We start from the raw sequence: 13,619 nt of genomic DNA on the forward strand, positions 1-13,619 counted from the left end.
CTGGCACCCCACGGGGATGCGATGGGTGATAATTGACGTTTACGTTAACGTCAATCAATTTTCATCCCAAGAGGAGCACACCATGGACATTCAAGGCAAGGTATTTATCGTCACCGGCGGCGCATCGGGACTGGGCGAAGGCACGGCGCGCATGCTGGCAGCCAACGGCGCCAAAGTCGTGATCGCCGACATGCAGGCCGACAAAGGCGAGGCCGTGGCGAAAGAGATTGGCGGCGCATTTGTGAAGTGCGACGTGAGCCAGGAGGCCGACGGCCAGGCCGTGGTCGCCAAGGCTGTGTCCATGGGCAAGCTGATGGGTCTGGTGAACTGTGCGGGCATTGCGCCAGCGGAGAAAACTGTGGGCAAAAACGGCCCTCACTCCCTGGCCGTCTACACCAAGACCATCATGGTCAACCTGGTGGGCAGCTTCAACATGATCCGCCTGGCCTCTGAAGCCATGTGCAAAAACGAACCCGAAGCCACCGGCGAGCGCGGCGTGATGATCTCCACCGCCAGCGTGGCGGCCTACGACGGCCAGATTGGCCAGGCGGCTTACGCGGCCTCCAAAGGCGGCATTGTTGGCATGACCCTGCCCGTGGCTCGCGACCTGTCGCGCAACGGCATTCGCAACATGACCATCGCCCCAGGTATTTTTGGCACCCCGATGCTGTTTGGCATGCCACAGGAGGTGCAAGACGCGCTGGCTGCCAGCGTGCCGTTCCCCAGCCGCCTCGGTACACCGGACGACTACGCCAAACTCGCCAAACACATCATTGAAAACGACATGCTCAACGGCGAAGTGATCCGCCTGGATGGCGCGATCCGTCTCGCACCGCGCTGAGCCGTCTGCCTGCCATTCGCCTTGCCTGCGCTGGCAGGGCGATTACCTGTTCAGCGGTAAGCGCCTCGCGCCTGCTTCATATCGGTCAGGCCCTGCACAACCTTCTCCAGGGCGTCGTGGCGCAAGCTGCGCATACCCTCGCTGACCGCCGTGTCAAAAATCTCTGAAGGCCGCGCCCGGTTCTGAATCAGCTGCTTGATAGCGCGGCTGTTTTGCAGAATTTCGTACACCCCGATGCGCCCTTTGTAGCCCTTGCCCTTGCAATGGTCGCAACCCAGCGCATGGCGGGTGTAGATCTGCTCCGGCGAGTCCACCCCGGCTGCGGTCAGCAAGCGGTCCTCCGCCTCTTGCGGGCTCAAGCTGCACCCCTCCCGATACTCCTCGACCAGTGCCTGCCACCCATCTGCATCCAGCGCATGGCGCGTCGCACACACCGGGCACAGCTTGCGCATCAGGCGTTGAGCCACCAGGCCCAGCAGCGAGTCGGCAAAATTCATCGGATCCATGCCCAGATCGAGCAAACGCACCACGCTTTCAGACGCGTTGTTGGTGTGCAGCGTCGAGAGCACCAGGTGGCCGGTCAGCGAAGCCTCGATGGCGATCTTGGCGGTTTCGGCATCGCGAATTTCACCGATCATGATGATGTCGGGATCGGCGCGCAGAAAGCCCCGCATGGCGCTGGCAAAGGTCAGCCCGATCTTGGCGTTCACCTGCACCTGGCGCAACCCCGGCTGGGTGATTTCGATCGGGTCTTCGGCCGTCCAGATTTTGTGCTCTGAGGTGTTGACGCCTGCGAGCATGGAATGCAGCGTGGTCGTCTTGCCCGAGCCCGTGGGGCCCACCGCCAACACCATGCCAAAACTGCGTTGCGAGAACTCAGCGATGGTCTCAAGGTCACGCGGCTGCAGCCCCAGCTTGGCCAGTGGCAATGGCTTGGCCGACTCCAGCAAACGCAGCACCACATCTTCCAGACCACTGTGCGTAGGCATCACTGCCACACGCAGCTCAAGCGCCTTGCCACCAAACTCGGAAAAATCGATCTTGCCGTCTTGCGGGCGGCGGCGCTCGGCAATGTCGAGGCGGGCCATGATCTTGATGCGCGAAACCAGCGGCGCCCGCAGCTTGGGTGGCAACCAGAGGTAAGGCTCAAGCTCGCCATCCTTGCGAAAGCGGATCGCTGTGAGCGCCTCACCCGCGTTGGTTTCAATGTGAATGTCAGAAGCGTGGCCGCGCTGGGCTTCGGCAATCATCTGGTTCACCAGGCGTACCATGCCCGCCGACTCACTGGTCGACGCCTCCTCCTCGGCTTCCGACCCACCGCCCACCTCCACCATCGCCTGCATCACCAGGTCTTCCAGCACCAGTTGCTCATCGGCTGCACCCATGTTTTTGTGCGGCATGTAGTGGTTTCGCATCTCATCAACAATCGCCGATGGACTGTGGGCGTGGCCAGCCTGGGCCACACGGTCCTGCACTTCCAGTCGCCGCTCGATGGCTTCCCGGCTGGCCCAGACCAGGCGCACTGTGTGTGCCGTGTGCGAGCACAGTTCGCGTTGCAGGCCATCGCTGGTCGGCGTACAGGACGCGACGTAAAAATGGTCTTCCGCCATACCCAGGGGAACCACGTGCAATCCATGTGCCACCCGCAATGGCAACACATCAAACACCTTGGGCTCCACCTCAAAACCCAGAACCTCCACCTCCACCACGCCAGCCACGCGGGCCAGGGCCCGGTGCAGCTCATCGTCGGTCAACAGCATGCGGTTCACCAACTCGGGCGAGCGCGACCGCAACAAATCGGGGTCTTCAGCCACCAGGTCTTCGAGGGTCTCCTCGTCCAGAATGCGCAGCTGCGCCAAGGCTTCGCGCAAGCCCACCACCGGCAAACGGTACTGTGCATGCTGGGCCGCAATGAGTTGCGGCAGGGCTTGTACCAACTGCCGAGAGGGCAGGCCAAACGGACCGATAGGGTGTTGGGGATACCGGTTCTTGGGTGTCGTCATCGAAACTTCCTGATTCATTTGTCGGTCTTTCCGGCGCTCAGGCACCGAATAGCTTCTGTCTTCAAAATAGCGCAAACTGGGCCGCCTGCACTTGATCTTCGGCAATAGCGTACCCCACTCCCCAAAAATCAGAGGCTGCTGCATGACTCGATTCACCACCCCGTCCTCCCCTCGTCTCCTGGCGCTCTTGCTGCTCTTCTCACTGAGCCTTATCGGCTGCGCCATTCCGCCCGCCGATGCCCCCGCTGCGCCCCCACAGCCCGAGCTTGCCACCGGATCGAACACCAAGCCCGGCTGGACGCTGCGCCGCCAGGCCGTCGCTGCAGCCAACCCCCTGGCCGCCGAGGCCGGGGCAGCCATACTGCGTGCAGGCGGCAGTGCAGTCGATGCGGCGGTGGCGGTGCAAATGGTGCTCACGCTGGTTGAGCCCCAGTCCAGCGGCATTGGTGGCGGCGCCTTTTTGCTTCACCACGATGGCAGACAGGTGCAGGCTTTCGACGGCCGCGAAACGGCGCCAGCCGAGGCAGGAGGCCAGCTTTTCATGGGCGCCGATGGAAAACCCATGGGCTTCATGGAGGCGGTGGTGGGAGGGCGCTCGGTGGGGGTCCCGGGCACAGTTGCCATGCTGTCCCTGGCCCACCGACAACACGGCAAATTGCCATGGGCCAAGCTCTTTGAACCAGCCATCGCCCTGGCTGAAAACGGCTTCGAGGTGAGTCCGCGCCTGTTTGGCCTTTTGAAGGCCGAGACCGCGCTGCAAACCGACCCTGTGGCCACGGCTTACTTTTTCCAGCCCGATGGTCAGCCCCATCCGGTTGGTCACAGGCTCAAGAACCCTGAACTGGCCGCCGTCTTGCGCAGCATCGCGATCGACGGCCCCAACGCCTTCTACCGCGGTGCGGTGGCGCAGGCGATGGTCAACAAAGCGCGCCAGCACCCGACCAATCCGGGCGGTTTGGCGCTGGGCGACCTGGAGCGCTACCGCCCCGTAGAACGCAACGCCCTGTGCCATGCCTACACCCCTCCCGACGCCAAGGGCAAAGCCCCCGCCAAGGAATGGAGCCTGTGCGGCTTCCCCCCGCCCAGCTCTGGCGCTCTGGCGATCGGTCAGATTCTCGGTGTGCTCGCACGAACGCCCGGCGGCGCCGAACCTCTGGGCGCCGATGGTCTGCCCACCCCTGGCTACCTGCACGCCTACACCGAAGCTTCGCGCCTGGCATTTGCCGATCGCGCCCTGTACCTGGGTGACCCCGATTTTGTAGCACCACCCGCAGGCCGCTGGACCAGTCTGCTCGATGCGCGCTACCTCGACGAACGCGCCCAGCTGATTGGCCCCGCCCACATGCCACAGGCCCCGGCGGGCGCACCGCAAGGCACAGTGAGTGCCTGGGCACCCATGCCCGAGCAGCCCGAATACGGCACCAGCCACATCAGCATCGTTGACGCCTTCGGCAACGCCCTGGCGATGACCACCACCATCGAATCCGGCTTCGGCTCTCGCCTCATGGTGAGCACCGACCCGAGCCGCCCCGGGGGCTTCCTGCTCAACAACGAGCTGACCGACTTCAGCTTTTCACCCACCGACGCGCAAGGGCGGCCCGTGGCCAACCGGGTCGAGCCCGGCAAGCGCCCACGCTCCTCCATGGCGCCGACCCTCGTCTTCGACAAAGCCAGTGGGCAACTGCTGATGAGCACTGGCAGCCCGGGCGGCGCCTTCATCATTCACTACACAGCCAAAACGCTGCTCGGTGTCCTGCAATGGGGATTGACCCCACAAGCCGCCATCGATCTGCCCAACTTCGGCAGCCTGGGCGGCCCACTGGTGCTTGAGGCCGAGCGCTTCCCCCAGGCGACAGCCGATGCCTTGCGTGAGCGCGGGCACAAGGTCAATGGCACCGCACTCACCAGCGGGTTGCAGGCCATCGTGCGAGGGGAAGTTCGTGGACAGCCCGCCTGGTTGGGCGGCGCCGATCCACGCCGTGAAGGCGTGGTTGCGGGAGAGTGATTTCAACCAGGCTGCGCCTTGCAGCGTGAGGCTTCAACTGCGCACAAAATGCACCCTGTTGAAAGTGCCGCGCCATTCGCGAACCTCTGGCGCCAAGTGCTGCGGCTGATCGGCGCGCAAGGCCTGCGCGATCAGGCTTGCCAGACGCGGCATGTGCGCAGCGGTCATGCCCCAGCGCACGATTTCGGGCGTACCCATGCGCAAGCCATTCAGGTCACCTGCGACCGGCGCGATCGGCAAGCCAATGCCGCAGGCCAGAAAGCCCGCCTGACGCAAGCGCCTGGCAGCCAGCTGGCCACCGCCGAGCGGGGCGGCCTCGAGGGCAAACTGGTGAGACTGGGTGTGCCCTCTGGCGCCCTGAAAAACGGCGAAGCCTTCATCTTCCAGCGCTTGCGCCAGGGCCTTCGAGGTATCCACCATGGCCTGGCCGTATGCGGCGCCATGCTCGCGCCAATCCAGCAACGACAACGCCAGCGAAGCCGTTTTCGCAGCGTCAAAGTTGGCGGTCAGCCCCGGATAGGCGATGGCATCCAGCCGCTCGGCAATGGCTGCGTCGCGCGTCACAATCAGGCCGCCAGCGGGACCTCCCAGGCTTTTGTAGGTGCTCATGGTCATGAGATGGGCCCCCTCTTCCAACGGATTGGGCCATTGGCGCGAGGCGATCATGCCGCACTGATGGGCGGCATCAAAGAGCACCTTCGCACCCACTTCATCGGCCAGCGCCCGCACCTCGCGCACCGGGTGTGGATAGAGGTTCAGGCTCCCCCCCAACGTGATCACGCGCGGCTTAACCGCCCTGACCAGTTCCCCGAGCGCAGCCAGATCCACGGTATAGCCATCGGCCAGCACGGGGGCGGCATGCGTCTGCAGCCCATAGAGCCCGGCACATCCGTCGCGGTGGTGGGTTACGTGCCCGCCGATCGACGGCGGCGGCGCCACGATGGCATCGCCCGGCTTCGCCAGCGCCATGAAAGCGTAGAGATTCGCCAGGGCGCCCGAGCCGACGCGCACCTCGGCATAGCTCGCATCAAACAACTCGGCAGCCAGCTCGGCGGCCAGCACCTCGATGGTCTCAATGGCCTCCAGCCCGGTTTCGTATTTGTCGCCCGGGTAGCCCAAAGAAGGCCGCGAACCCAGGCCTCGGGCCAGCACCGCTTCCGCCTTCGGGTTCATGACATTGGTCGCCGGATTGAGGTTGAAACACTGGCGTTCATGGATGTCGAGGTTTTTCTCGATCAGCGCGTGGAGCTGTCCATCCAGGACATCGCTGGTCGCCCGTCCAACCGGCTCGGCGATGGACTGCACATATTCTTCACTGGCTGAAGGGACCCAGGCGCGGGCGTTCAAGTAGGGCATGTTGGCAACTCAAAAGTGTGGATGAAACCCCATGCTAGGGAGTCACCGACTTTCCGACAAATCAATTTTTAAAAAAATCAGGCTTAGAAAAACCAAGCCTAAAATCACCACCCATCCACCGTTTGGTCGTGCCGAAAGTCCCCCCTTCATGGCCGTGTCTCCACCCCACCCGAGGTCTCCACCACTCAACGCTTTGCGCGCCTTCGAGGCGGCCGCCCGACTGGGTGGCTTCAAGGCCGCAGCCACGGAACTCAGCGTCACGCCGGGCGCGGTGACGGCCCACATCAAAACCCTGGAAAGACACCTGGGAGCGGACCTGTTCGAACGCCATGCCCAAGGTGTGCGCCTCACATCGCTGGGTGCGCGCGTGGTCGCACCACTGAGCGAGGCGTTTGACCAGCTCGCCCATGCGGTTGGCCTCATGCGTGCCCAGGCGCAACCCCATTCGGTGCACCTGGCCACGCTGCCCGCCATTGCCCAACTGTGGCTGTTGCCGCGCCTGCCTCAATTGCGGGAAAAGCTGCCCGACATCAGCATCTCCGTCACGGCGCTGGAGCAACCGACCGACCTCAAACGCAGCCCCTACGACCTGAACCTGTTCTTCAGCGACCGTGGCGAGGGCTCCATCCTCTGCGAAGACATCATTTTTCCGGTGTGCGCCCCATCCCTCGCTCACCATCTCAAGCGGCTGAGCGACCTGAGCGAAATCGCTTGCCTCACCGACGCCGTCTGGGCAAACGACTGGGCCGATTGGCTACAGCACGCGCAAAGAGCGGACCGCCAGCCAACGCCGGCCATCCAGATCCGCGGCCCGACATTTTCGCTGTATGCGCTGGCCCTGGACGAAGCCTTGGCCGGCTCGGCCGTGCTCGTGGCCCACGCCTGCCTGGTGCAGCCCTGGCTCGACAGTGGGCAACTGGTCGCGCCCTTTGGCACCCCACTGAAACGACCCACCCCGTTGCGCGCCTGGTCCGCGTTCACACCACCGCCTGGCAGCCCCAGCCTACGGGTGCTACAAGCCCTGCAATCCCTGAGCGAGTCTCGAACTGCGGCCTCCTGACAAAGGCGCAACGGGGTTCAGATGTCAATCGCGGCGACCGACCCCGCCAGCTTGCGCAACTCGAACTTCTGTATCTTGCCGGTGCTGGTTTTGGGCAATTCACCGAACACCACCGCCCGTGGCACCTTGAAGCCCGCAAGGTGTTTTTTGCAGTGGGCCACCAGTTCCTCAGTCGTCACTTTTGCGCCGAACTTCAGTTCCACAAAAGCGCAGGGCGTTTCGCCCCACTTCGGGTCGGGTCGGGCCACCACCGCGGCGGCCAGTACATCGGGGTGGCGGTACAAAACGTCTTCGACTTCGATCGACGAGATGTTTTCGCCACCCGAAATGATGATGTCCTTGCTGCGGTCCTTGATCTTGAAATAGCCATCGGCGTACTGCACCGCCAGATCGCCGCTGTGGAACCAGCCACCCTTGAAGGCCTCGGCGGTAGCGGTGGGGTTCTTCAGGTAGCCCTTCATGGCGATGTTGCCCTTGAACATGATCTCGCCCATGGTTTCACCGTCTTGGGGAACCGGCAGCATCGTCTCGGGGTCGAGCACCCGCACATCCCGCTCGAGGTGGTAGCGCACGCCCTGGCGGGCATTCAAGCGGGCGCGCTCGCCAATGTCCAGTTCATCCCACGCCTCGTGTTTGGCGCATACCGTGGCCGGGCCGTAAACCTCGGTCAGGCCGTACACATGGGTCAGATCGAAACCCATCTGCTCCATGCCCTCGATCATCGAAGCCGGTGGCGCCGCGCCAGCGACCATGGCCTGTATCCCGGCGGGCAAACCCGCCTTCATCTCAACCGGGCTGTTGACCAGCAAGCCGTGCACGATGGGCGCGCCGCAATAGTGCGTGACGCCGTGGTTTCGCATCGCATCAAAAATCGACTGGGCTTCCACCTTGCGCAAACACACGTTCACGCCCGCCCGGGCCGCCACCGTCCAGGGAAAGCACCAACCGTTGCAATGGAACATGGGCAAGGTCCACAGATACACCGCGTGCTTGGGCATGTCCCACTCCAGCACGTTGCTGATGGCATTCATCGCCGCACCCCGGTGGTGGTAAACCACCCCCTTGGGGTTGCCGGTGGTGCCACTGGTGTAGTTCAGCGCGATGGCGTCCCACTCATCGGCGGGCAGCAGCCAGGCAAAGGCCGGGTCACCGTCGGCCAGGAAGGTCTCGTAGGTGGTGGTGCCAACAGCCTGGGTCTCACCGGTGAACAGCCCATCTTCTGCATCGATCACCAGCAATGGTGTGGCGCTTTTGCGCAAAGCCAACGCCTGCTTCACCGTGGCCGCGAATTCCGGGTCCACGATCACCGCCCTGGCCTCGCCGTGGTCGAGCATGAAGGCGATGGTTTCAGCATCGAGCCGGGTATTGAGGGCGTTGAGCACCGCGCCCGCCATGGGCACCCCAAAGTGGGCCTCGACCATGGGTGGCGTGTTGGGCAGCATCACGGCCACAGCATCGTTCTTGCCAATGCCCGCCCGCTGCAAGGCGCTGGCCAGGCGCCGGCACCGCTCGTAGGTTTGCCCCCAGGTCTGGCGCAAGCCGCCATGCACGATGGCCAGCCGGTCGGGGTAAACCTCGGCGGTCCGCTCAATGAACGAGAGCGGTGAAATGGCGGCGAAGTTGGCCTCTGAGCGAGGCAGGTCCTGGTCAAAGATGCTGGTCATGCGGTTGTCTCCTGGTGTCTGGCGCCCATGCGAGAGAATACGCCTGTGGCCATCCCTCAAACCTTCATTCAGGAACTGATCAACCGCGTCGACGTGGTCGACGTGGTGGGCCGCTACGTGCAACTCAAGAAGGGCGGCGCCAACTTCATGGGCCTGTGCCCCTTTCATGGCGAGAAGTCACCCTCTTTCAGTGTCAGCCCCACCAAACAGTTCTATTACTGCTTCGGCTGTGGCGCCAAGGGCAACGCCATCGGCTTTCTGATGGAACACGCAGGCATGAGCTTCATCGAGGCGGTGAAAGACCTGGCTCAGCAAACCGGCATGCAGATTCCGGAAGACGAAGCATCGCCACAAGACCGCGAGCGCGCTGTGCAACAGCGCCAGAAGCAGGTCACGCTCAATACCGTGCTCGACAAGGCGGCCCACGCCTACATCCAGCAACTCAAGATCACACCGCGCGCCGTCAGCTACCTCAAGGGCCGCGGCCTGTCGGGCGAAATCGCCAAGACCTTTGGTCTGGGCTACGCCCCCGAAGGCTGGCGCGCCCTGGCCGGCGTGTTCCCCGACTACGCCGACCCCATGCTGGTGGAGTCGGGTCTGGTGATCGAACACGCGGACGAAGTCGGCGCCGATGGCGAAACCAAGCGCTACGACCGCTTCCGCGACCGAATCATGTTCCCGATCCGCAACGTCAAGGGCGAGTGCATCGGCTTTGGCGGTCGCGTGCTCGACAAGGGTGAACCCAAATACCTGAATTCGCCCGAAACGCCCGTTTTCAGCAAAGGCCGGGAGCTCTACGGCCTGTTTGAAGGACGCACACCCATCCGCGTGGCCGGCTACGCCCTGGTCACCGAGGGGTATATGGATGTGGTCGCCCTGGCCCAGCTCGGCTTTGCCAACGCCGTGGCCACATTGGGCACCGCCTGCACGCCCGACCACGTACAAAAACTCTTCCGCTTCACCGATACGGTGGTCTTCAGCTTTGACGGCGATGGCGCCGGCCGCCGTGCCGCCCGCAAAGCCCTCGATGCGGCCCTGCCACTGGCGACCGATACCCGCAGTGTCAAGTTCCTGTTCCTGCCCGCTGAACACGACCCCGACAGCTTTGTTCGCGCCAACGGCAGCGAAGCCTTTGCCAAGGCGGTAAAAGAAGCCGTGCCCCTGTCGCGTTTTCTGATCGATGCAGCCGGTGCCGATTGCGACCTGACCACCGCCGAAGGCCGCGCCCGCATGACCAGCCAGGCCCGCCCCCTCTGGAGCGCACTGCCCGACGGCGCGCTCAAGCGCCAGCTGATCGGTGAGCTGGCCGAAAACTGCGGTCTTTCGAGCCAGGACCTGCTTCAAATCTGGCAGCAAGCCAGCGACGGCCCTCGCTGGCGCCGTGCGCCTCAGCCTGAAGCGCCACCATCCGGCGTTGAGGCCCATCCACCGGACCATGGGACCGATTTTTACGAGCAACCCACCACTTCGGCCAGCTACACACCCGAAAGCAGCGCCTACGCGCCAACCTCAGGCGGGTCTTACGGCTCGGGCTTTGAGAAAAAGCGCTTCGACAAAAGCAGCTACGGCCGCGAGAGTTTCGGGGGAAAATGGCGCAACGAACCCCCGCCGCAGCGCATGCTCGGTCAGCGCAAGGCCGGCGGCAGTCGCGCCGACCGCGCCGTGGGCCTGTTGCTGACCAATGCCAGCGCCTGGCAAAGCCTTTCCGCCGACGACCACGCCATGCTGGCCCACCTGCCGGGCACACCCGGCGCGGTTTTCACCTGGCTTGAGGCGCAAATGCACGAGCACGGTCCCCAGCCCTGGGCAGCCATGCGCGAAGCTTTGCGCGGCCATGAGCACGAAGCCTTCGCCTGCGCACAAGCCGAGCAACTGGTGAGTACCGACGAAAGCGACGACCCGGAAGCCGAAGAAATACGCGACGTCATGACCCGTTTGCGCATCGAACGCCTGAAAGCGCAAGAAAGCGAAGCCATCACCAAGGCGGCCCAAGACCCCAGCCAGTTGCAGCGTTACCGGGAATTGCAGGCCGAACGCAAGGCCTTGGAACACCGCATCGGCCAAGGCCCGGTATAATCCACGGTTTTGCACCGCAAGCGCGACAGCAGCACCTCCGGCAAAGGCCTGACCCCAAGACAGGGGCAACACGGAACATTTTCCTGGCCACCTCAGCAACCCTCCCGGGTTCTGACGGAACCCCGCAAGGACTGCACCCCAAATGTTCGCCCCAACAGCTTGCAGGCCCGTCTTTTCCGGTAAAAGGCGGGCACAGTGCCCAACAAAAACTCCGGTTCGGCTGCGTCTTGCAGGCTTGACTGGCGATTTTTGTGCCTCCTGCCGGTTCTTTTTCTGTCCATTTTTTTGAGGTCCACATGCCTGCGAAGAAGTCCAGTACGTCCGTCGTGTCCAGCACCAAAGTCGCCGCCAAGGCCAAAGCCCCCGCAGCTGTTGCCCCAGCGTCGACCAAGAAAGTGCCCCCTGTGACCGCCAAGAAGACCCCCGCGAAAACCGCTGCCAAAGCGGCCGACGATCTCGATACCCAAAAAGCCGCACCGGCTGCCAAAGCCGGGCGCCCTGCAGCCAAAGCCGGAGCCGCCAAGCCAGCGGCCAAGCGCGGCCCGAAGGCCAAGGCGGGCGCCAAAGGCAAAAGCCGCGGCGACGATGACGACACCGACATGTCCGACATCGAAGACGATTTGCAGGGTGAGCCCGAAGAGGCATCGACCGATCCGGCGCAACCTGTGGAAAAAGTCAAGCCACTGCGCATGAAGATCAGCAAGGCGAAAGAACGCGCGCTGATGAAGGAGTTTGGCCTGGACGAAACCGTCCTGTCCGAAGAAGAGGCCAAAGCCCGCCGCGAACACATCAAGGCGCTGATCAAGCTGGGCAAGACCCGTGGCTACCTGACCCACGGCGAAATCAATGATCACCTGCCCGACAAACTGGTCGATGCAGAAACCCTCGAAGTCGTTGTGGCCATGTTGAACGACATGGGCGTGGCGGTCTACGAACAGACGCCCGATGCCGAAGCGCTGATCATCACCGACAACGCACCTTCCGGCTCCAGCGAAGAAGAGGCCGAAGAGGCAGCAGAAGCCGCCTTGTCCACCGTGGACAGCGAATTCGGCCGCACCACCGACCCTGTGCGCATGTACATGCGCGAAATGGGCACGGTCGAGCTGTTGACACGTGAAGGCGAAATCGAGATCGCCAAACGCATCGAAGGTGGCTTGCACGACATGATGGCCGCGATCAGCGAAAGCCCCGCCACCATTGCTGAAATCCTGCTTCTCTCAGAAGAAATTCGCGAAGGCAAGATCGTGATTTCCACCGTGGTGGACGGTTTCAACGATGCCGACGAAGCCGATGACTACGTGGCTGAAGAAGACTTCGACGAATACGACGAAGAAGACGACGACGACGGCAAAGGCGGCTCCAAAGCGCTGACCCGCAAGCTCGAAGAACTCAAGCGCGATGCGCTGGAGCGCTTCGACACCATCCGCACCCTGTTCGAGAAGCTGCACAAAACCTACGACAAAGAAGGCTATGGCACGCCCACCTATGTCAAGACCCAGCAGGCCATCACCGACAAACTGATGAGCATCCGCTTCACGGCGAAGTCGATTGACAAGCTGTGCGGCACGATGCGCTCTCAGGTTGACGATGTGCGCAAGAAAGAACGCGAACTGCGTCGCATCATTGTCGACAAGTGCGGCATGCCACAAGAGAAATTCATTGCGGATTTCCCTGCCAACCTGCTCAACCAGAAATGGGTTGAAAAGCAGGCCGCTTCCGGCAAGGCCTGGAGCGTGATCATGGAGCGCAACATTCCGCCAGTGCAGGAATTGCAGCAAGGTTTGCTGGAAATCCAGAACAGCGTGGTGGTGCCGATTGCCCAGTTGAAAGACATCCACAAGCGCATGAACGAAGGTGAATACACCTCGCGCGGCGCGAAGAAAGAAATGATCGAGGCCAACTTGCGGCTCGTGATTTCGATCGCCAAAAAATACACCAACCGTGGTCTGCAGTTCCTGGACTTGATCCAGGAAGGCAACATCGGTTTGATGAAGGCGGTGGACAAATTCGAATACCGCCGTGGCTACAAGTTCTCGACCTACGCCACCTGGTGGATCCGTCAGGCCATCACGCGCTCGATCGCCGACCAGGCGCGCACCATCCGCATCCCTGTGCACATGATCGAAACCATCAACAAGATGAACCGCATCAGCCGCCAGCATTTGCAGGAACACGGATTTGAGCCCGATGCATCCATCCTGGCTGAGAAGATGGAAATGCCGGAAGAGAAAATCCGCAAAATCATGAAGATCGCAAAAGAGCCGATCTCCATGGAAACGCCCATCGGCGATGACGACGATTCCCACCTGGGCGACTTCATCGAAGACCAGGCCAACACCGCGCCTATCGAAGCCGCTATGCAGGCCGGCCTGCGCGACGTGGTCAAGGAAATTCTCGACAGCCTTACGCCACGCGAAGCCAAAGTGCTGCGCATGCGCTTCGGCATCGAGATGTCCACCGACCACACGCTGGAAGAAGTGGGCAAACAATTTGACGTGACGCGCGAGCGCATCCGCCAGATCGAGAGCAAGGCTGTGCGCAAGCTCAAGCACCCCAGCCGCTCTGACAAGCTGCGCAGCTTCATCGATTCGATGTAAGCCTTCGCGGCACAGGC

Annotated in this window: 8 protein-coding genes; 5 read left to right on the forward strand and 3 right to left on the reverse strand. The window is 62.7% G+C overall.

Annotated elements, in window-relative coordinates; genetic code table 11:
* Positions 1 to 82: 82 nt before the first annotated feature.
* Positions 83 to 841 carry a 3-hydroxyacyl-CoA dehydrogenase gene (locus LPB072_RS15945; protein WP_066089327.1) on the forward strand — a complete coding sequence of 253 codons (759 nt, stop codon included), beginning with the start codon at positions 83 to 85 and terminating at the stop codon, positions 839 to 841.
* 50 nt (positions 842 to 891) lie between these two features.
* On the opposite strand, the gene LPB072_RS15950 is transcribed toward LPB072_RS15945, so the two are convergent.
* Positions 892 to 2,844 (reverse strand): GspE/PulE family protein, encoded by a 1,953-nt coding sequence (locus LPB072_RS15950; RefSeq protein ID WP_197508840.1) that lies wholly within the window; start codon positions 2,842 to 2,844, stop codon positions 892 to 894.
* Positions 2,845 to 2,986: 142 nt separating this feature from the next.
* Here LPB072_RS15950 and LPB072_RS15955 point away from each other — a divergent pair, with 142 nt between their 5' ends.
* On the forward strand, positions 2,987 to 4,849 hold the full coding sequence (locus LPB072_RS15955; RefSeq protein WP_066089323.1) for a gamma-glutamyltransferase family protein: 1,863 nt from the start codon (positions 2,987 to 2,989) through the stop codon (positions 4,847 to 4,849).
* 33 nt (positions 4,850 to 4,882) lie between these two features.
* Here the strand turns inward: LPB072_RS15955 and LPB072_RS15960 are convergent, their stop codons facing one another.
* A complete protein-coding gene (locus LPB072_RS15960; RefSeq protein ID WP_066089320.1) occupies positions 4,883 to 6,205 on the reverse strand; it encodes a serine hydroxymethyltransferase in 1,323 nt (440 codons plus the stop codon).
* Positions 6,206 to 6,353: 148 nt separating this feature from the next.
* On the opposite strand from LPB072_RS15960, the gene LPB072_RS15965 reads away from it, so the two are divergent.
* Positions 6,354 to 7,265, forward strand: a complete 912-nt coding sequence (locus LPB072_RS15965) for a LysR family transcriptional regulator (protein ID WP_066089317.1) — start codon at positions 6,354 to 6,356, stop codon at positions 7,263 to 7,265.
* A gap of 17 nt (positions 7,266 to 7,282) precedes the next feature.
* Here the strand turns inward: LPB072_RS15965 and LPB072_RS15970 are convergent, their stop codons facing one another.
* Positions 7,283 to 8,929, reverse strand: a complete 1,647-nt coding sequence (locus LPB072_RS15970) for an acyl-CoA synthetase (RefSeq protein WP_066089314.1) — start codon at positions 8,927 to 8,929, stop codon at positions 7,283 to 7,285.
* Between the two features lie 45 nt (positions 8,930 to 8,974).
* Here LPB072_RS15970 and dnaG point away from each other — a divergent pair, with 45 nt between their 5' ends.
* Together dnaG and rpoD are read left to right on the forward strand one after the other, a co-directional pair.
* Positions 8,975 to 11,005 (forward strand): DNA primase, encoded by a 2,031-nt coding sequence (gene dnaG / locus LPB072_RS15975; RefSeq protein WP_066089396.1) that lies wholly within the window; start codon positions 8,975 to 8,977, stop codon positions 11,003 to 11,005.
* A gap of 296 nt (positions 11,006 to 11,301) precedes the next feature.
* Positions 11,302 to 13,602: an RNA polymerase sigma factor RpoD gene (gene rpoD, locus LPB072_RS15980; protein WP_066089312.1), complete on the forward strand. Its 2,301-nt coding sequence runs from the start codon at positions 11,302 to 11,304 to the stop codon at positions 13,600 to 13,602.
* Positions 13,603 to 13,619 lie beyond the last annotated feature (17 nt).

This window comes from Hydrogenophaga crassostreae, from assembly GCF_001761385.1.
Classification (GTDB): Bacteria; Pseudomonadota; Gammaproteobacteria; order Burkholderiales; family Burkholderiaceae_C; genus Hydrogenophaga; species Hydrogenophaga crassostreae.

Bases quoted from the DNA above. Each gene is read 5' to 3' on its own strand.
- LPB072_RS15945 (WP_066089327.1), top strand. From the start codon at position 83: ATGGACATTCAAGGCAAGGTATTTATCGTCACCGGCGGCGCATCGGGA.
- LPB072_RS15950 (WP_197508840.1), bottom strand. From the start codon at position 2,844: ATGACGACACCCAAGAACCGGTATCCCCAACACCCTATCGGTCCGTTT.
- LPB072_RS15955 (WP_066089323.1), top strand. From the start codon at position 2,987: ATGACTCGATTCACCACCCCGTCCTCCCCTCGTCTCCTGGCGCTCTTG.
- LPB072_RS15960 (WP_066089320.1), bottom strand. From the start codon at position 6,205: ATGCCCTACTTGAACGCCCGCGCCTGGGTCCCTTCAGCCAGTGAAGAA.
- LPB072_RS15965 (WP_066089317.1), top strand. From the start codon at position 6,354: ATGGCCGTGTCTCCACCCCACCCGAGGTCTCCACCACTCAACGCTTTG.
- LPB072_RS15970 (WP_066089314.1), bottom strand. From the start codon at position 8,929: ATGACCAGCATCTTTGACCAGGACCTGCCTCGCTCAGAGGCCAACTTC.
- rpoD (WP_066089312.1), top strand. From the start codon at position 11,302: ATGCCTGCGAAGAAGTCCAGTACGTCCGTCGTGTCCAGCACCAAAGTC.